The organism is Pseudomonas sp. 478 (assembly GCF_003254125.1).
Classification (GTDB): Bacteria; Pseudomonadota; Gammaproteobacteria; order Pseudomonadales; family Pseudomonadaceae; genus Aquipseudomonas.
This window is the reverse complement of the sequence record NZ_QKZG01000019.1, coordinates 1-21,578: the sequence shown is the minus strand read 5'-3', so window position 1 is coordinate 21,578 and position 21,578 is coordinate 1. Positions and strand designations below refer to the sequence as shown.

The window sequence follows — 21,578 nt, the reverse complement described above, 5'->3', positions numbered from 1 at the left end:
CTGTCGCGGTAACGCAGTCTTGAGTGATCGAGGTTTGTGCCCCGCGCCTTGCAAGGCATAAGCTTCGCCCCCTACGACTTTCGTCTCGTCCTTCGTTTTTCAGGAAATCCACATGTCCAGTCAGTTCCCCGAAGCACGTCCACGCCGTCTGCGCCGCAATGCGAGCCTGCGCAGCCTGTTCCAGGAAACCGAGTTCAGCTTGAACGATCTGGTGCTGCCGATTTTCGTCGAGGAAGAGATCGACGACTTCGTACCGATCAAAAGCATGCCCGGCGTGATGCGTATTCCGGAGTCGAAACTGGCGGGTGAAATCGAGCGTTATGCCCGGGCCGGGATCAAGTCGGTGATGACGTTCGGCGTGTCGCACCATTTGGACGGCAACGGCAGCGACACCTGGAGCGACAACGGTCTGGTGTCGCGCATGTCGCGCATCGCCAAGGATGCGGTGCCGGACATGATCGTGATGTCCGACACCTGCTTCTGTGAGTACACCGACCATGGTCATTGCGGCGTGCTGCACAACCATGAGGTCGACAACGACCAGACCCTGATCAATCTCGGCAAACAAGCGGTGGCCGCGGCCCGTGCCGGCGCCGATGTGATCGCCCCGTCGGCTGCCATGGACGGGCAGGTTCAGGCCATTCGCCGGGCGCTCGATGAAGCGGGTTTCAACCAGACCGCGATCATGGCCTATTCGACCAAGTTTGCCTCGGCGCTCTACGGTCCATTCCGTGAAGCCGGCGGCAGCGCACTCAAGGGCGACCGCAAAAGCTATCAGATGAACCCGATGAACCGCCGCGAAGCCGTGCGCGAATCACTGATGGACGAGCAGGAAGGCGCTGACGCGCTGATGGTCAAACCGGCCGGCGCCTACCTGGACATCATCCGCGACATCCGTGAAGCCTCGCGTTTGCCGCTGTCGGCGTATCAGGTGAGCGGTGAGTACGCGATGATCAAATTCGCCGCCCAGGCCGGGGCGATCGATGAGGATCGCGTGGTGCGTGAGAGCCTTGGCGCGATCAAGCGGGCCGGGGCGGATCTGATCTTCACTTACTTCGCGATGGACCTGGCGCTGGCCGGGATCTAAACCCCACCACAAAACCACTGTGGGAGCGGGCTTGCTCGCGAAGGCGGTGTAACAGTCAACACTTGAATTAACTGACACACCGCCTTCGCGAGCAAGCCCGCTCCCACATTTCTACAGTGTTGAATCAGCGGGCGCCGAAAAACGGCCTGATCCCGTGATCCCGGAAGTACCGCTCGATCACCTTGGGATCGGCAGAATTGTCGGCAATCGCCACATACGTATCCGGCCGCAACAGGTAAAACCCGTTACGCCCCAAGCCAGCCGCTTCAAACGCCGGCCGCCAGTCAAACACATGCAACGGCAAATGATGTTCGTGGCACCAGGCGATCATTTCGTCGCTGGTGTCGCCATACACATGCACCTGCCAGGTCAGACACTTCAGCGATTCGAAATTGTCCCCCTCGCCGTCGTGAGCCCAAGGCAGGCGGTCGCCACCGTGAACATGACCGGCCACACCCGTACTCAACGGCATCCCGCGATAATTCAGGGTGATCTGCGACACCGTGCGAAACAGAAACTCACGGGACGCCTCAAACGATGCCATTTTCGGAATCACGAACGGCGCCAGACGCGTGCGCAGCACATCGGCGATGCGCCCTTCGGCCGTGACGAAAGTGAACACCCGGTCCGTGGTGGCGACCAGTTTGCGGGCAAACGCGATGCGCTCGGTTTCGTACGTGTCGAGGAGTTTGGCCTCAGCGCCGCCGCTCAACACCGCCGCGAATTTCCAGGCGAGGTTGATGGCGTCGCCAATGCCGGTGTTCATGCCCTGGCCACCGGCAGGGCTGTGGACGTGGGCGGCGTCACCCAATAGAAACGCGCGCCCGGTACTAAAATGATCCGCCACCCGATGATGCACCCGGTAGGTCGAGAACCAGTTCAGTTGCTCGATCTTTACTTTCATATGCTCGATGGCCCGGCTGCTGACGTCTTCAAATTGCAGGGTTTCGGCTTGCTCGGCGCGCTCGTCGCGTACGGTCCCGATCAGACGGGCGCGGCCTTCACCGCCCAAGGGAAACACCGCGAGAAAATCCGCTTCATCAAGATCCACATGCAGTTCGCCGTTGAACGTCGGCCCGCTGGCTTGCACGTCGGCGACGTAGAAAATCTGCTGGTACGTGCCACCGGGAAATCCGGTGTCCAGGGTCTTGCGCACGATCGACCGGGCACCGTCGCAACCCGCCAGATAGCAGGCCTGGCAGGTTTCCTCCTGACCATCGGGCAAGCGCAAATAGGCAGTGATGCCGTCACCGGTTTCCATGAAACTCTCAAGTTCTGTGTTGCGCTCCACCTTGATGCCAAAGGCTTCGAGGCGATCTATCAGCAGCCGTTCGTGTTCGTCCTGAGGAAAGATTTCGAGGAATGCATAGGGCGTCAGACCTTCGCCAATGCGGCTCAGCGGCATGTGCGCCACGGGTTCGCCCTTGACCCAGAAATTGGCGGCGGCCACTCGATGACCGTTCTGTACCACCGCATTGCTGAGGTCGAGCTGGCGATACAGCTCCAGCGTCCGCGCCTGGACGGCCAGCGCCCGCGAGGTGGTTCCGGGGGCCGACGTCTTGTCGATGATGCGTACTTGCACGCCAAGCTTGCTCAGCCACAGCGCCAACACCAGTCCGGTCGGGCCGGCGCCGATGATCAGAACGTCGCTACGGTTCATGAGACTGTCCTCCTCGGTGTGTGGCTCAAGTATGGTTCAGCCGCGACGGACGGGCAGGTTGTCTGCCAAACGGAAAAAGGCCCTGCGTTATTTCAGGTAAACCGCGTCTATCGGACTGCGACTGCTGCGCAGTCGAACGCAGCCTCGCAGGCTCGGCAGCTGCTACAGGGAACAGGGCGCGGCGGCGAGAGTCATAGCCTGCGCCATGCCATTGATCGTATGGTTACCCCGGCTCAACGGATTTGATGGAGCAACATGCAAGCCAATCGATTGATGATGAGCGTCGCCGCGCTGCTGATGCTGGCGGGTTGCGGCACTCAGCGCACGCAAGAGCTCCCTGCGCGCAAGCCTGCCGAGGTCCAGGCCGAGATCGTGCGCCTGCTGCCAGCCCAAACCGCCGATCGCCAGGGCTGGGCTACCGATATTTACGCAGCATTGGCTGCCCAGAACATTTATCCATCCACCCAAAACCTGTGCTCGGTACTGGCGGTCACCGAGCAGGAATCGACCTTTCAGGCGGACCCACCGGTACCGGGCCTGGGCAAAATCGCCCGCGAGGAGATCGACCGCCGCGCCGACAAAGCCCACATTCCCGGCCTGCTGGTGAGCGGTGCGCTGCAGGTGAGTTCATCCAACGGCAAAAGCTACAGCGACCGACTCAATGCGGCGCGCAGCGAGAAAGAGCTCAGCGCGATCTTCGATGACTTCATCGGCATGGTGCCCATGGGCCGGACGCTGTTCGGTGGGTTCAACCCGGTGCACACCGGTGGGCCGATGCAGGTCAGCATCGATTTCGCCGAGCAACAGGCGAAGGCGTATCCGTACCCGGTGGCCGGCTCGATCCGCCATGAAGTGTTCAGTCGTCGCGGCGGGATGTACTTCGGTATCGCCCACTTGCTCGGTTATCCGGTGAGCTACAAACAACCGTTGTATCGCTTCGCCGATTTCAATGCCGGTTGGTACGCCAGTCGCAATGCCGCGTTTCAGAACGCGGTGAGTCGCGCGTCGGGCATACCGCTGGCGCTGGATGGTGACCTGGTCCGCTACGATTCGATCATGCCTGGCACCACGGAATTGGCGGTGCGAACGCTCGGCAAGCAGCTGGGCATGCGCAATCCGACTATTCGGGACCAATTGGAGGAAGGCAAAAACTTCGAATTCGAGGACACCCAGCTCTATGCACGGGTTTTTGCCCTGGCCGAACAGGCGGAAGGTCGGCCATTACCGCATGCGGTGTTGCCGGGGATTGCGCTGCAAAGCCCGAAGATCACCCGCAAACTCACCACGGCGTGGTTTGCCAAGCGGGTCGATGAGCGTTATCAGCGTTGCATGGCGCGGGCCGGCAAGTGACCGAACGCAAAAAGCAGGCGTAAAAAACCCGGCTGATAAGGCCGGGTTTTTCATTGAGTACTGCGGTAAAACCATTCATTTATACAGCGCGGCTTTCGATCAGACGATCCGAGCCGCCTTCAGCGACAACCGGGTGAACAGAGGTAGCGGCGAAAGCGTTAACTGCAAAAACCGAGAAAGCGATGCTGAGGAAGATTTGGCGTTTCATGATGGTGTGCTCCGGGGTGTAGTTGTTGGGTCTGGAGCTGATGTTACGCCGCGGATTTTTTATGAGAACTTCATTGCCATGATGGTGAACATCGACGGCAATGATAGGAAGGACAATGCCCCCCACGCGAGCATGATGGTTGCGTTCAACGACTCAGGTGCGACGGCGAACAAACTTGCGCCACAACCCGACCCACAGCATGAACAGCGCAAAGGCTGATGTCTTTGCGGGTCGCCAATTCATCCAGGCGTTCACCGGCTAGACTGGCCGTTGACGAGTGTTCGCTCGTCGGCTGACTCTATTTTCGTTTCGCCAGGAGCGCGATATGTACCAGCTATACGGACACCAGAACTCCGGCGCTGCCGCGATAGAAGCGGCACTGGAGCTTTGCGAAATTCCTTACCGCTTCATCGACGTTGAAGCCTCTCCCGAGGCGACCCAAGCGCTGGAGAAACTCAATCCGCTAAAGCAGGTCCCGACCCTGCAATTGCCCGATGGCAGCGTTCTCACCGAGAGCGCGGCGATTCTGATTCACCTGGGGCTCACGTTCCCCCAATCAAACCTGTTGCCGAAAAACACCGCCGCGCGGGATCAGGCGATTCGCGGCCTGGTGTACATCGTCAGCAATTGCTATTCGGCGATTGGCATCATCGACTACCCCGAGCGCTGGTTGGCCGAGGCGGATGAATCGTCCAGGCAAAACCTCATGGCCGGCGCCCGCGCGCGACTGCACAGGAGTTGGGAGGTGTTTGCCGATCAGTTTTCGGGCGATTTGTATCTGGGTGACGAGACGCCGGGAGCCTTGGATGTGCTGGCGGCGGTGGTTTCCAGATGGGCGGGTAGCCGGGAGTATTTACGCAGTGCAAGGCCCGGTTTTTTCGCCTGGCTAACGCGCATTGACCGGCACCCGACATTGGCACCGGTCTTCGCGCGGCATTGGCCAGATTGACCTATTCGCCGCGGATGTACTGTTCCAACTGGCGAATCAACTCAGCCTGTTCGGCGATGGCCTCCTTGACCAGGTCGCCGATCGACAGCAAACCGATCAGTGTGCCGTTTTCCACCACCGGCAAGTGGCGCAGGCGTTTGTCGGACATGATGCCCATGCAGGTTTCGACGGTTTGATGGGTGTCCACGGTGATCACCGGCGACACCATGATGTCTTCGACCGGTGTACCGACGGAGGAGCGTCCCTTGAGCACGAGTTTGCGCGCATAGTCACGCTCGCTGATGATGCCGACGACCTCGCCATTCCTCAAGACCGGCAAGGCGCCGACGTTTTTGGCGGCCATGACCATCAGCGCTTCCAGCACCATTTGATGCGGTGCAATGGTGTGGACCTCATGATTCTGTTCAGCCTTTAACTTCAGCAGTTGGGCGACGGTTTTCATGGCAGTTTCTCAGGTGTTGTCGTTGTCCTTGAAGAATCGTAGACACGGGCGCTGAGGGCAAGGCAGAAAGCGGCAGATAACGCGCAAAAAACGCCATTCAGCGGTTTTTCTTCCGAATATCTCCGTACCAGGTCGATAAACACCTGCAATGGCAGCGACTTCAAGAGCCACCCCTCACCCCAGCCCTCTCCCCATGGGGGAGAGGGGGGAAAGGGGGCAGATCTCCATGGTTTTCAAAACCAGAGTTCGACTCTACTTCTTCGGTCGCTGAACGTCTAAAAATCAACTCGGTCAGTCCCCTCTACCCCGTGGGGAGAGGGTTAGGGTGAGGGGTGGACTCAAAGGCTGGCAAATCCATAAGCCTCCACGCTATCCCCCGCAATGACGCGTAGAATTGCGCCTTGAATCAAATCTTGAGGTTGCAGTGGTGGATTTACAGCGGGGCTTCGTCCTGACCCGGCATTGGCGCGATACCCCGGCCGGTACGGAAGTCGAGTTCTGGCTGGCGACCGACACCGGTCCCCAGCGGATCCGCCTGCCTCATCAACCGTCGGTGGCGTTCATCCCCGCCGCCCAGCGCGAGCAGGCTGAAGCGTTGCTGCGCGGCGAAAAGAACGTCGAGCTGCGGCCGTTGGCGTTGTTGGATTTCGAGCACCGCCCGGTACTCGGTCTGTATTGCCAGCAGCACGGTCAACTGATCCGTCTGGAAACCGCGCTGCGCAAGGCCGGCGTCGACATGTTCGAAGCCGATGTGCGCCCGCCGGATCGCTACATGATGGAGCGTTTCATCACTGCGCCGGTCCGGTTCAGTGGCACGCCGAACGCCGAGGGCCTGCTGCTCGATGCGCAGATGAAACCCGACCCCGACTATCGTCCGAGCCTCAGGCTGGTCTCCCTGGACATCGAAACCACCGCTCAAGGCGAGCTGTACTCCATCGCCCTGGAAGGCTGCGGCGAGCGCCAGGTCTACATGCTTGGCCCGCCCAATGGCGACGACAGTGAAGTGGATTTCCAGCTCGAATACTGCGATTCCCGAACCCTGCTGCTGAAAAAACTCAACGAATGGTTCGCCCGCCATGACCCCGACGCGATCATCGGCTGGAACGTCGTGCAATTCGACCTGCGTGTGCTCCACGAACACGCCCGGCGGCTGGCGGTGCCGCTGAAACTGGGGCGTGGTGGCGAAGAAATGCAGTGGCGTGAACACGGTAGCCGCACCCATTACTTCGCCTCGGCCGCCGGCCGGCTGATCATCGACGGCATCGAATCCCTTCGTTCGGCGACCTGGAGTTTCCCCTCGTTCAGCCTGGAAAACGTCGCGCAAACCCTGCTTGGCGAGGGCAAGTCGATCGACAATCCGTACCAGCGCATGGACGAAATCAACCGCATGTTCGCCGAGGACAAACCGGCCCTGGCCAAGTACAACCTCAAGGACTGCGAGCTGGTGACGCGGATTTTCGCCAAGACCGAGCTGCTGACCTTTTTGCTGGAACGGGCCAGCGTCACCGGGTTGCCGGCGGATCGCAGCGGCGGCTCGGTGGCGGCGTTCACTCACCTGTACATGCCGCTGATGCACCGTCAGGGGTTCGTCGCGCCGAACCTTGGGAACAAGCCTGCGCAAGCCAGCCCCGGCGGGTTTGTCATGGACTCGCAACCGGGCCTGTACGAGTCGGTGCTGGTGCTCGACTACAAAAGCCTCTATCCGTCGATCATCCGAACCTTTCTCATCGACCCGGTGGGCTTGATCGAGGGCCTTAAACATCCGGATGACAGCGAGTCGGTGCCAGGCTTTCGCGGTGCGCGTTTTTCCAGAACCCGGCATTGCCTGCCCGCCATCGTCGCCCGGGTCGCCGAAGGGCGCGAAACCGCCAAGCGCGAACACAACGCGCCGTTGTCCCAGGCCCTGAAGATCATCATGAACGCCTTTTACGGCGTGCTCGGTTCCAGCGGTTGCCGCTTCTTCGATACACGCCTGGCGTCGTCCATCACCCTGCGCGGTCACGAGATCATGCTGCGTACGCGACAGCTGATCGAAGCCCAGGGCCACACGGTGATTTACGGCGACACCGACTCGACTTTCGTCTGGCTGCGCCGTGCCCATGGTCAACAAGAAGCCGCACAGATCGGCCGCGCGCTGGTGGATCACGTCAACCAGTGGTGGCGTGAGCATGTGCAGCAGCAATACGGTCTGGAAAGTGCGTTGGAGTTGCAGTTCGAGACCCACTACAAACGCTTTCTGATGCCGACCATTCGTGGCGCCGAGGAGGGCAGCAAGAAGCGTTATGCCGGGCTTGTGACTCGAGCCGATGGCACCGACGAAATGGTCTACAAAGGCCTGGAAACCGTGCGCACCGACTGGTCGCCGCTGGCCCGGCAATTCCAGCAGGAGCTGTACCTGCGCATCTTCAATCGCAAGCCCTATCAGGAGTATGTACGCGACTACGTGCGCAAGACGTTGGCGGGGGAGTTCGACGATCGCCTGATCTACCGCAAGCGCCTGCGTCGCACCCTCGATGACTATCAGCGCAACGTGCCGCCCCATGTGCGGGCCGCAAGGATTGCCGATGAGTACAACGACCAGCAGGGCCGTCCGCGGCAATACCAGAACGGTGGCTGGATCAGTTACGTGATCACCGTCGCCGGGCCCGAGCCGCTGGAAATCCGCAGCGCGCCCATCGACTACGACCACTACGTCACCCGACAACTGCAACCGGTGGCGGACGCCATTCTGCCCTTCGTGGACGACGACTTTTCAACGTTGATTGGTGGGCAGTTGGGCCTGTTTTGAGTCCAGCAGCAACAACGTCCAGTCATCCAGGATGCCGTGGAAATACTGGTCAAGTGCTCGATGAAAGTCGCTGTTAGCGCCGGCAACCTGGGCGAACAGCGTCATGCAAGAGTGAAACTTGAGATCGTCGGGATGGCCGAATATGCCGGCAACCGAGCTTTTTTCGATGTTCAGCACCATTTGCGTGCAGGTGCGCAACCGTGAACCCAGCAGCGGATGATTGAGGTACGCCTCAGCTTCCTCTATGGAACGAATGGCAAAGTGGCGGGACATCTCGCTGCCGCCCAACCCTGAGAATTGCGGAAAGATGAACCACATCCAGTGACTGCGCTTGTGGCCGGCATTCAGCTCGGCCTGGACCCGTTTGAACACCGGGTCCTGTGCCTGGATAAAGCGTTGCAGATTAAAGTAATCGTCCTGATCAGTGCTTCTCATGCCGAAGCCCTCTGACAGACTGCGATGGCTCAGACCATGGCCAACCGCTGTTTGCGTTGTGGCGCGCGAAACGCCTGGTCCAGCGCCTCCAGATCCCCAGCCTCCAGTTGCAATTGCGCCGCTTGGGCGTTGAGTTGTACGTGTTCGGGTCGGACCGCCTTGGGGATGGCGATCACGCCTTCGTTACGCAGCATCCATGCCAGCGCTACCTGGGCCGGCGTCACACGGTGACGGGCGGCTATTTGCTTGAGCGTTGTATGGTTCAGCATAGGCCCGCCCTGACCGATCGGACAGTAGGCCATGACCGGCATTCGATGCTGGCGGCTCCAGGGCAGCAGATCGAACTCGATGCCGCGTTCTTCCAGGTTGTAGAGCACCTGATTGGTGGCACAGGCCGGTGAGACCAGTTCCTCCAGGTCGTCGACATCAAAATTGGAGACACCCCAGCGACCGATCTTGCCTTCGACCCGCAGGCGTTCGAAGGCTTCGACTGTTTCTTCGAGGGGAAACTGGCCGCGCCAGTGCAGTAAATAGAGATCGATGTAATCGGTATCGAGACGACGCAGACTGCGTTCGCACGCTTGGGGGATGCCTTTGCGGCTGGCGTTGTGCGGGTACACCTTGCTGACCAGAAACACTTCGTCGCGCCTGCCGGCGATGGCTTCACCGACCACTTCCTCAGCGCCGCCCTCGCCGTACATTTCAGCGGTGTCGATGAGGGTCATGCCTAGTTCGATACCCAGGCGCAAAGCCGCCACTTCCTGGGTGTGCCGGGAACGGTCTTCGCCCATGCGCCAGGTGCCTTGACCGATGACCGGTACGTTGACGCCGGCCAGTTCGAGGGTCCGCATTCAAATCTCCTTATTTTGAATCGATGAGTACTCATCGGTTGGCAACAGAATCCCCCGGTGGTTCCATCGACCTGTAGCAGCTGTGGCAGCTGCTACATGATCGTGTTGGGCCTTACTGGGTAGAAAACTTCAGGACGGTGCTCTGGGCATAGGTCTTGCCCGGGTCCAGGCGCGTGGACGGAAAGGTCGGCTGATTCGGCGAGTCCGGATAGTGCTGGGTCTCCAGCGTGAACGCGCCCCAGTGCGGATAGACCTTGCCAGCCTTGCCCTTGACCGAACCGTCGAGGAAGTTGCTGGTGTAGAACTGCACACCGGGCTCGGTGGTGTAGAGCTGCAAGCGACGACCGGATTGCGGATCGCTGACCTCGGCGGCGAGTTGACCCACATCACCCATGGCGTTCAGCACCCAGTTGAAATCGAAGCCACCCTGTTTCGGTTCGGCAAATTTCAACTGTGGGTGATCGGCTTTGATGTGCTTGCCAATGGCGGTCGGTTGGGTGAAGTCCATCGGTGTGCCGGCCACCGGGGCCAGTTCGCCGGTCGGGATCAGCTTGCCGGTAACCGGCGTGTAATGGCTGGCATGCAGGGTGGCGAGCTGTTTCAGCACATCACCGTTACCCGCGCCGGCGAGGTTGAAATAGCTGTGATTGGTCAGGTTCAACACCGTGGCTTTATCGGTGGAAGCCTTGTAGTCGATGCGCAACTCGTTTTGCTCATTGAGGCTGTAGGTGACCTCGGTTTTCAGGTTGCCGGGGAAGCCCATTTCACCGTCCGCCGACAGGTAGGTCAGGGTCACGCCGACCGCATCCTTGCCGTTGCTCGGCTGGGCTTTCCAGACGTGTTTGTCAAAACCCTGAGGGCCGCCGTGCAGCGAATTGGAACTGTCGTTGAGCGGTACCTGATAGCGCTTGCCGTCCAGTTCGAAAGCACCGTTGGCCAGGCGATTGCCGAAGCGCCCGATGGTCGCACCGAAATACGCCGTGCCGCTCTGATAGCCCTGCACGTTATCGAAACCGAGCACCACATCGTCGAACTTGCCGTTTTTGTCCGGCACTTTCAGCGACTGCAAAATGCCGCCGTAGGTAATGACCGTGGCGGTCAGGCCATGGCTGTTGCGCAAGATGTATTGCTCGACGGGCGTGCCGTCATTGGTTTTGCCGAAGGCCTTGTGTTCGCTGGACAGGCCGGCGGCCTGGGCGCAGAGGGGGGGCGATCATCAGGGACAGTCCAAGGGCGCAGAGCGGGTGTCGGGATTGAAGCATGGTTGACCTTCCTTTTTGTTGTTTTTGGCTAACTAGTCATACTAATAATCGAATTTAAATGCGATCAAGGAAGGATTTATAGCTTATGTACGAGCTGTTGCAATTATAAAGTATGACTAATGTGGTGATCCTCTTGACGGTTGGCAGCGTTTACGGACCGCCGGCACTGCACTTTTCAGGGATTCACGGCTCCTATCCTGGGCCAGCCTGCGGCGAATCCCCACCGCCGGCCCATGCCCAAGTTCAATACCCATGGCTCGAGTTTTACCCCGCACCACCGCGCCAATCCGCCGCCGTTGCCTGCTGTTGGCCTGCTTGTCGATGCTCGCCTCCGGGTGCAGCCAGCAGCAGGGCAACGACATCGTCAGTCAGTTCCGCGAAGGCAAACCCCAGGAATTTCTCCAGACCAGCGTCGACCGCATAGCGACCCTGGCGATGCGCGACAACCTCGACAGCCTCTACCTGCTGATGAGCAAGCTCTACTTGCGCAACCCGGACGAGCTGAAAAAATCCGGCTTCCTCGACGCCCGCACCGCTGGCAAGCAAGTGCGCATGGCCATCGAACAGCAACAGCCGCTGCCGACTCTGGGGGGCAAAAAAGACCTGGCCGCGCTGAGTTATGCCATGAGCCCGGAGTTTCTCGGCGACCGGGTCGGTGCTTTCATCTATGCCATCGGCAGCATGCTCGTCACCGCCCACGGCAATCGGCTCGAGTTCTACATGACGGATGTGATCAATCCGACGTTCGTCAGCAACGCTGCCCGCAACATCGAGAAAGCCACCTGGATACTCAGCCAGCGGCAAAACAAGAACGGCGAGCCATTGCTGTTCTCCAATGAAATCTCGGAGGAGGGCAGCAACCTGAGTTTTGCCGTGGAGTTCGGCAAGATCGTCGCGCGGCTGGACCTGCTGACGCAGATGCTGGACGAGCGCTACCGTCGGATCGGTTTGAATTACGCGCAGAGTTTGCTGTTCCTCAATTTCCTGCCAGTACAGTGAACCCACCTTGTGGGAGTGAGCTTTGTGGCGAGGGGATTTATCGAAACGTCGCACCGCCCCGTTGGGCTGCGAAGCGGCCCCAAAAAATGGGACTGCTGCGCGGGTCCAACGGGGATAAATCCCCTCGCCACAAAGGCTCTCGCAGGGAACTGCATGCGTACTTTAGGTATAACGATAGTTCGCATCGATATAACTGGTTATAAGAAAAATCGCTATGCTGCGATCCAGATTTTTCATGCGTTTTTTGTGGGCGTGTTAATGGAATTCGGTAATTTCGGTTTAGTCGTAGCAGGTCTGGTAGTCGGCTTTATTGTCGGGATGACCGGCGTTGGTGGCGGCTCCTTGATGACCCCCATTCTGTTGTGGTTCGGCGTCAATCCGGCCACCGCAGTGGGGACGGATTTGCTGTACGCGGCGATTACCAAATCCAGTGGCGTGCTGGTTCATCGAAAGAACAAGAACATCGACTGGGCGATTACCGGTTGGCTGACCCTCGGCAGTGTGCCGGCGGTGGCGCTGACGTTGTGGTTCCTGAGCACCTTGCAAACGTCGCCCGAGGCGATGAACGCGGTCATCAAACAGGCCTTGGGCTTTGTTCTGTTTGCCACGGCGCTGGCGATTTTCTTCAAGAAACGCCTGCTCGATTTCGCCCACAAACGTGCGGGCGGTCATTACAACCCCAGTGGTAAGCGCTTGAATGCGCTGACCGTGATCACCGGTCTGGTCCTCGGCGCCATGGTTGCCCTGACGTCCATCGGCGCTGGCGCCCTGGGCACCGTCGCGTTGTTTATTCTCTATCCGCTGTTGCCGACCCGCCGCCTGGTGGGCACGGAAATCGCGCACGCCGTACCGCTGACCCTGGTGGCCGGCCTCGGCCATGCGAGCATGGGCAACATGGATTGGCACGTGCTGGGTTATTTGCTGATCGGTTCGCTGCCGGGGATTTACCTGGGCAGCCACCTGACTGGCCGCATCTCCGATGAAGTGCTGCGGCCTTGCCTGGCCACGATGCTGGTGCTGATTGGGTACAAACTGGCCTTTTAATCGGGTAGAGCTTTCAGAACAAACCCGCTTGGCAGGCGCGCTCAGGGCCGAGTCAGAATCTCCAGCAGATGCCCGTCCGGGTCATCGAAGTAAACTCGCCGGCCACCGCCGTAATCGTTGATCTCGTTCGGTCGTTGTTTGCCGGGGTCGGCCCACCAGGGCTGCTGTCGGGCTTGCAGGCGGGCGAAGGCCGCATCGAAATCGTCGTCACTCATCAAAAACGCGTAATGCTGGGAAGCAATCGGCGGGTCATTGTCGTAGAAGTCCAGCGACACGCCATTGTCGAACTTGACGATCAGCATCGGGCCGAAGGGTTCGGGGCTGGGCAGGCCGAGGATGTCTGCCAGATAGTTGGCTGATGCCTGCTTGTCGCGACACCAGACGATGGTGTGGTTCAACTGAGCGCTCATGCACAGGTCCTCACGGCGGATCAGGGCTTGGTTGTTGAGCCATGAGATTAGCTCAGCCTGTTGCGCAATGACCGCCCTGACCTAAGCTTGGGGCAAGGCGAGACATAATTGCGTGCGTCACCCGGAACGAACGCCGCGATGCGCAATCATTAGAGCGTGGATATCAAAAGGAGATGCGCATGCTCATCAGGTCATTGACCCTGACTACCCTGCTGGTTTTCGCCGGCCCCTTGCTCGCTGCCGATGACGGCTCACCACTGGATATGGACAAGGGCAGGGCCCGGCCGTTGATTGTCATCGCTCCGAGCACGGTCGATCCCACGTGGGTCAGCCTGAAAAAGTCGCTGGATGAACCGACCAATCGCAAGGGGTTCACCGAGCGAAACATGGTCCTGTACACCGTGCTCAACTTGATGGGCCAGCGCGAGGGCAAAGACCTGGGTCCACAAGACACGGCGGCATTGATCCGTTCGCTCAAGTTGGGTGCCGGCGCGAAGAGCAAAGTCATCCTGGTGGGCAAGGACGGGGAAAAGAAACTTGAACAATCGGGAGCGATTGAGCTGAAGGAGATTTTCGCCGCCGTCGACCAATTGCCGGCCACAGAGCAAGAAGCCACGGTGCCGACACCGCCGCCGGTCACTGAAGTCGCACCGGCCAACGGTGCCAACGGTGCCAAAGGCGCAAAACCGGGCAAACCGGGCAAACCGGGCAAACCGGCGAAGCCTGCCAAGCCGCCTGAAATGCCGGATGATTAAACGCAGACTTTTGTAGCCGCTGGCGCAGCCTGCGCCAGCGGTAAAAAAAATGGGGTGTTTCGGGGGGAGATGTATCGGCTTCTATTGGTCTCGGAAGTTTCCTGCAAGTTCTGTCGGTCTTTATGAACTGGTTTCTGTCAGAGAGCACCGCTAGCCTTCGTCAGCCACCGCAAAAATGCGGTCGGACGTGGGAATCCGCGACACTGAGGGATCCAGGGACGTAAACACCAATGGCACAAAAAGGAGCCTCGTCTGTGAAGAAGTTCAGCAAGCATCAACCGCAAACCCTGACCGACGCCGAACATCTCGATCCTGCGAAGCCATGTGAAACCGCGAAAGGCGCAGTCACCCGAAGCCCCAGGCCTACCGCCACGACCCAGCAGATTTTCACTGTTGCTCCTGGTGTCGACACACTAACCCTGCTAAATCAGGCCTGCGAAAACCTTGCCTCCCTGAATGTCCTGATTGCGAGTTTTGCCGGGACACTGGAAGGCTCGAGCCGCACAGTGCTGCTGTCGATTCAGCAATTGGCGGCGGTCACCGGGTTGTTAGTGAATCAGGCACGGGAAAATCTTGATCGGAGAAACGATGCACCTGACGCTCAGCCGCTGACTCTGCATTGAGCTGACGCAGTAACGACAATGGGCGACCTCCAAGGGGGTCGCCCATTTTGTTTGCGCGCTAGTGATCTGTAGCAGCTGTCGAGCCTGCGAGGTGTGGTGAGGGAATTGTGGTGAGGAGATTGTGGCGAGGGGATTTATCCCCGTTCGGCGGCGAAGCCGTCGTAGTCCATTGGACGCGGGGTGGCTGGAAAAACAGGGGCCGCTTCGCAGCCCAACGGGGATAAATCCCCTCGCCACAATTGGCTACTTGCTCAGAGCACTCAATATCGTATGAGCAATCTTGATCCGCTCAGGGTTCGGGTAGTTTTTGTTGGCCAGGATCACGATGCCGATGTCTTTCGACGGCACGTACGCCACGTAAGCCCCGAAGCCGCCCGTTGAACCGGTTTTGTTGATCAGTACGCTTTCCGGTTGAGGTTGCGGTGGGGTTAGCCACTGGACTTCGTGAGCCTCCATCGCCATCTGCGTCGAGTTACCCGCCAGTAATTTATCGAGGGTGACCGGGTAATGGTAGAACTCCCAACCCAGCCCCTGAGTCATCTCGCCGACCTTGTAATACCCGGTGTGAGTGATGGCGATTGCCCGCTGCATCGGCGTTTCAAGCCCCGACGGTTTCATGTTCGCCTCAACATACCGAATCAGATCCGCCGCGCTGGTTTTCACCCCATAAGCCTCCGAATCCAGTGCCCCAGGCTCAACCCGCACAGGCTTGTCTTCCTTGTTGTAACCCTGAGCGTAAAGCCCCATTTGAGCCTGCGGCACTGTGAGGTAGGTGTGTTTCAGCCCGAGTTTCGGCAGCAGGGTTTTTTCCATCACGTCATCAAACGGCGCGCCCATGCTTTGGGCGGCGAGGTAACCGAACAACCCCAGGCTCGGGTTCGAATACAGCCGATGGGTGCCGGCGGCATAAGTCGGTTTCCACTGCTTGAAGTAGCCGAGCATCTTGTCCGGTGCATCGGCATCGTCGGGGAATTGCAGCGGCAGGCCACCGGCGCTGTAGGTGCCCAGTTGCAGTACGCTGATGTTATCGAACGCGCTGCCACGTAGCTCCGGCAGCACGCTGCTGGCCTTGTCCGACAGGGACAGTTTGCCGGTGGCCTGAGCGTAGGCGGCGAGGGTCGCGGTGAAGGTTTTGCTCACCGAGCCGATCTCGAACAGGGTGTCTTCGGTGACGGCCTTGCCGTTTTCCTTCGAGGCCACGCCGTAGTTAAAGTAATGAGGCTGGCCGTTGACGGTAATCGCAACCGCGACACCGGGGATCTGCTGTTGCTGCATCACCGGTTCGATGGCGGCCTTCACGATGGCGTCAATGCGGTCATCAGCAATGCAATGACCGGCGCTGAGGACAAGTGCGAAAGCGCTGTAGAACGCGAGTTTGTTGTGCATGATTGATTCACTTTCCATGAGTTCAAGGGTGTTAACCGCTACACTCCGAGCGGCTTTTCAATCCGGGTTGCTGATGGGCGAGCCAATCTATGCAGTCTGCCGAGGTTCGACAACCGATGATATTTCGAACGAGCCATTAGAAAAATTTGGGAGTGGGCATGATCCGGCCTCAATTACCGCTCAATGCATTGCGCGCCTTCGAGGCCTCCGCCCGGCATTTGAGTTTCACCCGGGCGGCCGTTGAGTTGTGTGTCACACAGGCGGCGGTGAGCCATCAGGTCAAGAGCCTTGAATCGCAACTTCGCGTGACCCTGTTCAAGCGCTTGCCCCGCGGGCTGATGCTGACCAGCGAGGGCGAAACCCTGCTGCCGGTGTTGCGCGAGTCTTTCGACCGTATTGCACGCACCCTTGAGCGATTCGAGGGCGGACATTTTCGCGAGGTATTGACGGTCGGCGCGGTGGGGACGTTCGCGGTAGGTTGGTTGTTGCCACGGTTGACGGACTTCCAGGCGAAACATCCGTTCATAGATTTGCGCCTGTCGACCAACAACAATCGCGTGGATGTGGCGGCTGAAGGGTTGGATTACGCGATTCGGTTTGGCGCAGGAGCCTGGCATGGGATTGAAGCAGTCAGGTTGATCGAGGCGCCGTTATCGGTATTGTGCGTTCCCGAAATTGCCCGGCAACTGAAAACACCGATAGACCTGTTGCAGCAAACGCTGTTGCGTTCTTATCGCACGGACGAGTGGCCCGAATGGTTTCAGGCCACTGGCCTCTCGACCCACGCAGCGCCGCCCCGAAGCATCGTCTTCGACTCATCGCTGGCAATGATGGAAGCGGCGCTGCAAGGGGCGGGCGTTGCATTGGCGCCGCCGCTGATGTTCGCCCGACAACTGACGGCGGGTGCAATCGAGCAACCGTTCGCCATCGGGATCACCACCGGCAGTTACTGGCTGACCCGTTTGCAGTCGCGCCCTGAAACGTCGGCGATGATGGCGTTCAAGCAATGGTTGCTGCAAGCAGCGCAAGAACCTGTAGGAGCGAGTTCGCTCGCGAAAGCGGTCTATCCGTCACATTGATGGTGGATGTGACGAAGTCTTCGCGAGCAAGCCCGCTCCCACAGGGATTTAGGTTTTTCGATAGACCTAGCGCACCAGACACGGCCGCTTGTTATCGAACTTCCAGCCCGGAATCAGAAACTGCATCGCCACGCTGTCATCCCGCGCGCCCAGTCCCATGCCTTTGTACAACTCATGAGCCTTGGCCAGTTGATCCATGTCCAGTTCGACGCCCAACCCGGGTTTCTTCGGCACCTGCACGCAGCCGTCAACGATTTGCAGCGGTGCTTTGGTCAGGCGCTGGCCGTCCTGCCAGATCCAGTGGGTGTCGATGGCGGTGATGTCACCTGGCGCTGCGGCCGCAACGTGGGTGAACATGGCCAGGGAAATATCGAAGTGGTTGTTGGAGTGTGAACCCCAGGTCAGGCCCCACTCATGGCACATCTGCGCCACACGGACCGAGCCCTGCATGGTCCAGAAGTGTGGGTCGGCCAGCGGAATGTCCACTGATTGCAACTGGATCGCGTGGCCCATTTCCCGCCAGTCGGTGGCGATCATGTTGGTGGCGGTTTTCAGACCCGTGGCCCGACGGAATTCAGCCATGACTTCACGGCCCGAATAACCGTTTTCCGCGCCGCACGGGTCTTCGGCGTAAGCCAGTACGTGATGCTGATCCCTGCACAGGCGAATGGCTTCCTTGAGTGACCACGCGCCATTCGGATCAAGGGTGATGCGCGCATCGGGGAAGCGTTCGGCCAGGGCGGTGACGGCTTCGATTTCTTGATCGCCACTGAGCACGCCGCCCTTGAGTTTGAAGTCCTTGAAACCGTAGCGGGCGTGGGCGGCTTCGGCCAGACGGACCACGGCGTCGGCGGTCATGGCTTTTTCGTGACGTACGCGGAACCAGTCGTTGTCGGCGTCCGGTTCGCTGCGGTAGGCCAGGTCGGTTTCATTGCGATCACCGACATAAAACAGGTAACCCAGCATCTTCACTTCGTCGCGCTGCTGACCTTCGCCGAGCAAGGCGGCGACCGGCACGTCCAGGTGCTGGCCCAAGAGATCAAGCAGCGCAGCTTCAAGGCCGGTGACGGCGTGGATGGTGATGCGCAAATCGAACGTCTGTAACCCGCGACCGCCAGCATCACGATCGGCGAAGGTCTGGCGCACTTGATTGAGGATCTTCTGATACGTGCCGATCGGACTGCCAACCACTAATGAACGAGCGTCTTCGAGGGTCTGGCGGATGCGTTCGCCGCCCGGTACTTCACCGACGCCGGTGTGGCCGGCGTTGTCCTTGAGGATCACGATGTTGCGGGTGAAAAACGGCCCGTGGGCGCCGCTCAGGTTGAGCAACATGCCGTCGTGGCCGGCCACCGGAACAACCTGCATGCTGGTGATGACCGGGGCTTTGGCGGTTTCTTGTGGGTTCATTGTCATGTCCTTCAAAACAGTGCTCTTACATGAGTGTTCAGGCGTGGTTGGGCGATTGTTCGGCCGGTGCAACGGCTGGTGCGGATTTCGGTTTATTGCGTGCGGCGAAGACGATGATTGCGGCAATGATTGAGGTCGCGGCCAGGCCGTACAGCCCGCCCTGAATCGAACCGGTGCGTTCTTCCAGCAGGCCGAACGTGGTCGGCGCAACGAAGCCGCCGAGGTTACCCACCGAGTTGATCAGCGCGATTACGCCCGCCGCGATCCGTGCGTCCAGATAAGCCTGAGGAATCGGCCAGAACAGCGATGACGCCGATTTGAAGCCCAGCGCAGCAAAGCAGATCGCAACGAAGGCGAAGATCGGCCCGCCGGTGGTGGACATGAACATCCCGGCTGCTGCGATCAGCAGGGCAGCGGCGACCCAGGCTTGTTGATGCTTCCATTTGGCCGACAGCGAAGCGAAGGCGTACATGCCGACGATCGACAGCAACCATGGAATCGAGTTGAACAACCCGACCTGAATGTCGCTCAGGTCGCCCATCTTTTTGATGATGCTCGGCAGCCAGAAGGTCGCGGCATAGATGGTCAATTGGATGAAGAAGTAGATCAGGCAGAACAGGATGATCTGGCGATCCTTGAGCAGCTTGCCCAGCGACGGTTTGATTGGTGTCGCGGCTTCGCGGGCCAGTTGTTCGTCGTCGATGGCTTTGACCAGCGCGTCTTGTTCGGCGCGGCTCAGCCATTTGGCGTCGTGAGGTTTGGAGTCCAGCCAGAACCAGACGAACACGCACAGCCCGACCGAGAACATCCCTTCAATGAAGTACATCCATTGCCAGCCGTGCATGCCGAAACCGCTGATTTGCAGCAGTAACCCGGACAGCGGGCCGGAGATCAGCGAAGCAATCGCCGAACCGCTGAGGAAGATGGCAATCGCCTTGCCGCGTTCAACGCCAGGCAACCAGCGGGTGAAGTAGTAAATCACTCCGGGGAAGAAACCGGCTTCGGCCACGCCGAGCAGGAATCGCAGGATGTAGAAGTGGGTTTCGTTCTGGATGAAGGCCATGCAAGCGGCGACCACGCCCCAGGTCAGCATGATGCGGGTCAGCCAGATTCGTGCGCCGACTTTTTGCAGGAGGATGTTGGAGGGGACTTCAAACAGCGCGTAACCGATGAAGAACAGACCGGCGCCGAGGCCGTAGGCGGCAGCGCCGATGCCCAGGTCATGTTCCATGTGGGCGCGGACGAAGCCGATGTTCACGCGGTCGATGTAGTTGACGATGAACATGATCACGAACAGCGGCAGAACATGGCGTTTCACTTTCGAGATGGCGGACTTCAGGACCGAATCGGCGCCATCGTTCATCCCGGATATGGATGTATTCACTGCGTTATCTCCCACTGATTATTTTTATGCGGGGTGTGGCGGAGTGTTGCGATGTTGATAGACATCATACAACTACGTTTTTTCGTCGCGCAAGAGTCGTTACCCAACAAAATGGCGCTTGATGAGAGGTTTTTTATTCATTTTGCAGTAATGGATGACCTTTGTAGCGGTCTTGTATGCCCGGCTTGTTGAGTGTTGTCATACAAGTTGGTCGGTGTTTTCCTGAGATTCCCGTCCAGCGCAGTGCTACGATTCCGGTAGCCCTGCTCTCGGATGATCGCCATGCAAGAAGACCTCGACGCGCCTGCCCGCAAACGCACCCACAACCTGGCCCATGACCTGGTCGCCAAACTGACCCAGAGCATTTTGCTCGGGCAGATGCTGCCCGGTGACAAGCTGCCGTCCGAGAACACAATTGTTCAGGAACACGGGGTGAGTCGCACGGTGGTGCGTGAGGCGATCTCGAAGTTGCAGGCCTCCGGGTTGGTGGAGACCCGGCACGGCATCGGCACCTTTGTCATCGAACGAGCACCGGAGCAGGGACTGCGGTTGAACGTCGATACCGCGCTGGGGGTGCGCAGTATTCTGGAGTTGCGCATGGGCCTGGAAACCCAGGCCGCCGCACTGGCGGCAACCCGTCGCACCGAGCATCAATTGGTGCAGATGCGCGAAGCGCTGGACGACTATCAAAGCCTGCTGGCCAACAACGACAGCTGCGTCGAAGCCGACAAGCGCTTCCACTTGCTGATCGCCGAAGCCACCGGCAACGTGTGCTTCACCGAAATCATGCAGCACCTGGGCAGCGCCATGATCCCACGCACCCGCGTCAATGCCGCCGAGCGCGGCGCAGTGGACTTGAGCAAGCTCGGGCAACTGGCCAACCTTGAGCACGAGGCGATTCTCAATGCGATCAAACGCCAGGACCCGGATGCGGCGCGGGCGGCCATGTGGCTGCACCTGACCAACAGTCGCGACCGGTTTTCGGCCGATGGCTGACCGCCATTTGTCTACTCGATAGCACCTAACTTGCGGCCCTGCTTCCAACGAGTACGGCCCAGATTTGCTGGACCTCATCAGTGAGGTGCGTCATGGCTAACGATTCGATGTTCCAGGGCGCAACGCCCAACACCGACCCCACCCGACCCATTTCCGGTACCGACGAGCCGCGCATGGATCACGACGCGCCTCCCGGCATGGACCCTTCGCGAGACCCGACCGAGGTCGGCGACGATCGACCTGAAGACTGGATGGACCCTGAGGCGGCCGAGGACGTGCCTGCGCCAGATGAGCCAACACCGCTGTCCGATGACAGGCGATAAAAATAAACCGGCGCAAGACCAATGCCAGTCAAGGCGCAGAACCTGTGGGAGATTCTATGGTTGAGGGAAAGCCCTCAACTGGCTTTTGGCTGATATTCGCTTTGACCTTTCAGCAAGGCGAATACCACCCGAGCAAG

The 21,578-nt window shown here is 59.4% G+C and carries 20 protein-coding genes and 1 pseudogene; 12 read left to right on the top strand and 9 right to left on the bottom strand.

The window, feature by feature from the left end; all coding sequences use genetic code 11:
• Positions 1-112 precede the first annotated feature (112 nt).
• A complete protein-coding gene (gene hemB / locus DFS28_RS28390) occupies positions 113-1,087 on the top strand; it encodes a porphobilinogen synthase (protein WP_046047616.1) in 975 nt (324 codons plus the stop codon).
• Positions 1,088-1,211: 124 nt separating this feature from the next.
• Here hemB and DFS28_RS28385 read toward each other — a convergent pair whose 3' ends face one another.
• Positions 1,212-2,747 (bottom strand): FAD-dependent oxidoreductase, encoded by a 1,536-nt coding sequence (locus DFS28_RS28385; protein ID WP_111452424.1) that lies wholly within the window; start codon positions 2,745-2,747, stop codon positions 1,212-1,214.
• 255 nt (positions 2,748-3,002) lie between these two features.
• On the opposite strand from DFS28_RS28385, the gene DFS28_RS28380 reads away from it, so the two are divergent.
• The 3 genes from DFS28_RS28380 (at position 3,003) to DFS28_RS28375 (ending at position 5,254) form a co-directional block, all read left to right on the top strand.
• Positions 3,003-4,097: a DUF1615 domain-containing protein gene (locus DFS28_RS28380; RefSeq protein ID WP_111452423.1), complete on the top strand. Its 1,095-nt coding sequence runs from the start codon at positions 3,003-3,005 to the stop codon at positions 4,095-4,097.
• Entirely contained in the window at positions 4,057-4,524 is a 468-nt protein-coding gene (locus DFS28_RS30660; protein WP_165934037.1) for a hypothetical protein, read from the top strand. The genes DFS28_RS28380 and DFS28_RS30660 overlap by 41 nt, the downstream gene beginning before the upstream one ends.
• A 106-nt stretch (positions 4,525-4,630) precedes the next feature.
• On the top strand, positions 4,631-5,254 hold the full coding sequence (locus DFS28_RS28375; protein ID WP_111452422.1) for a glutathione S-transferase: 624 nt from the start codon (positions 4,631-4,633) through the stop codon (positions 5,252-5,254).
• Between the two features lies 1 nt (position 5,255).
• Here DFS28_RS28375 and DFS28_RS28370 read toward each other — a convergent pair whose 3' ends face one another.
• On the bottom strand, positions 5,256-5,696 hold the full coding sequence (locus DFS28_RS28370) for a CBS domain-containing protein (RefSeq protein ID WP_111452421.1): 441 nt from the start codon (positions 5,694-5,696) through the stop codon (positions 5,256-5,258).
• 427 nt (positions 5,697-6,123) lie between these two features.
• On the opposite strand from DFS28_RS28370, the gene DFS28_RS28365 reads away from it, so the two are divergent.
• Complete coding sequence (locus DFS28_RS28365; protein ID WP_165934038.1) at positions 6,124-8,484, top strand: DNA polymerase II; 2,361 nt, start codon at positions 6,124-6,126, stop codon at positions 8,482-8,484.
• On the opposite strand, the gene DFS28_RS28360 is transcribed toward DFS28_RS28365, so the two are convergent.
• The 3 genes and pseudogenes from DFS28_RS28360 to DFS28_RS28350 all read right to left on the bottom strand — a co-directional run bounded on the left by DFS28_RS28360 (position 8,449) and on the right by DFS28_RS28350 (position 11,032).
• Positions 8,449-8,919 (bottom strand): DUF1810 domain-containing protein, encoded by a 471-nt coding sequence (locus DFS28_RS28360; protein WP_111452419.1) that lies wholly within the window; start codon positions 8,917-8,919, stop codon positions 8,449-8,451. The genes DFS28_RS28365 and DFS28_RS28360 overlap by 36 nt on opposite strands.
• Positions 8,920-8,948: 29 nt before the next feature.
• Positions 8,949-9,770 carry an aldo/keto reductase gene (locus tag DFS28_RS28355; protein WP_111452418.1) on the bottom strand — a complete coding sequence of 274 codons (822 nt, stop codon included), beginning with the start codon at positions 9,768-9,770 and terminating at the stop codon, positions 8,949-8,951.
• Between the two features lie 112 nt (positions 9,771-9,882).
• Positions 9,883-11,032 (bottom strand): annotated as a pseudogene (locus DFS28_RS28350) (aldose epimerase family protein).
• Positions 11,033-11,284: 252 nt separating this feature from the next.
• On the opposite strand from DFS28_RS28350, the gene DFS28_RS28345 reads away from it, so the two are divergent.
• Together DFS28_RS28345 and DFS28_RS28340 are read left to right on the top strand one after the other, a co-directional pair.
• Complete coding sequence (locus DFS28_RS28345) at positions 11,285-12,031, top strand: hypothetical protein (RefSeq protein WP_111452417.1); 747 nt, start codon at positions 11,285-11,287, stop codon at positions 12,029-12,031.
• A 258-nt stretch (positions 12,032-12,289) separates the two neighbouring features.
• Positions 12,290-13,075: a sulfite exporter TauE/SafE family protein gene (locus tag DFS28_RS28340; RefSeq protein ID WP_111452416.1), complete on the top strand. Its 786-nt coding sequence runs from the start codon at positions 12,290-12,292 to the stop codon at positions 13,073-13,075.
• 41 nt (positions 13,076-13,116) lie between these two features.
• Here the strand turns inward: DFS28_RS28340 and DFS28_RS28335 are convergent, their stop codons facing one another.
• Entirely contained in the window at positions 13,117-13,485 is a 369-nt protein-coding gene (locus DFS28_RS28335; protein ID WP_111452415.1) for a VOC family protein, read from the bottom strand.
• A 179-nt stretch (positions 13,486-13,664) separates the two neighbouring features.
• On the opposite strand from DFS28_RS28335, the gene DFS28_RS28330 reads away from it, so the two are divergent.
• A complete protein-coding gene (locus tag DFS28_RS28330; protein WP_111452414.1) occupies positions 13,665-14,240 on the top strand; it encodes a DUF4174 domain-containing protein in 576 nt (191 codons plus the stop codon).
• Between the two features lie 254 nt (positions 14,241-14,494).
• Positions 14,495-14,863, top strand: coding sequence for a DUF6124 family protein (locus DFS28_RS28325; RefSeq protein WP_111452413.1), 369 nt, complete (start codon positions 14,495-14,497; stop codon positions 14,861-14,863).
• Between the two features lie 243 nt (positions 14,864-15,106).
• On the opposite strand, the gene ampC is transcribed toward DFS28_RS28325, so the two are convergent.
• A complete protein-coding gene (gene ampC, locus DFS28_RS28320; protein ID WP_305888091.1) occupies positions 15,107-16,249 on the bottom strand; it encodes a class C beta-lactamase in 1,143 nt (380 codons plus the stop codon).
• Positions 16,250-16,407: 158 nt separating this feature from the next.
• Between ampC and DFS28_RS28315 the strand changes: the two genes are divergently transcribed.
• A complete protein-coding gene (locus DFS28_RS28315; protein ID WP_111452411.1) occupies positions 16,408-17,328 on the top strand; it encodes a LysR family transcriptional regulator in 921 nt (306 codons plus the stop codon).
• A gap of 66 nt (positions 17,329-17,394) precedes the next feature.
• Here the strand turns inward: DFS28_RS28315 and gudD are convergent, their stop codons facing one another.
• Together gudD and DFS28_RS28305 are read right to left on the bottom strand one after the other, a co-directional pair.
• Positions 17,395-18,738 carry a glucarate dehydratase gene (gene gudD / locus DFS28_RS28310; RefSeq protein ID WP_111452410.1) on the bottom strand — a complete coding sequence of 448 codons (1,344 nt, stop codon included), beginning with the start codon at positions 18,736-18,738 and terminating at the stop codon, positions 17,395-17,397.
• 37 nt (positions 18,739-18,775) lie between these two features.
• Positions 18,776-20,122, bottom strand: a complete 1,347-nt coding sequence (locus DFS28_RS28305; RefSeq protein ID WP_111452409.1) for an MFS transporter — start codon at positions 20,120-20,122, stop codon at positions 18,776-18,778.
• 282 nt (positions 20,123-20,404) lie between these two features.
• Here DFS28_RS28305 and DFS28_RS28300 point away from each other — a divergent pair, with 282 nt between their 5' ends.
• Positions 20,405-21,118, top strand: a complete 714-nt coding sequence (locus tag DFS28_RS28300; protein WP_111452408.1) for a FadR/GntR family transcriptional regulator — start codon at positions 20,405-20,407, stop codon at positions 21,116-21,118.
• A 92-nt stretch (positions 21,119-21,210) separates the two neighbouring features.
• Positions 21,211-21,441: a hypothetical protein gene (locus DFS28_RS28295; protein ID WP_111452407.1), complete on the top strand. Its 231-nt coding sequence runs from the start codon at positions 21,211-21,213 to the stop codon at positions 21,439-21,441.
• Positions 21,442-21,578 lie beyond the last annotated feature (137 nt).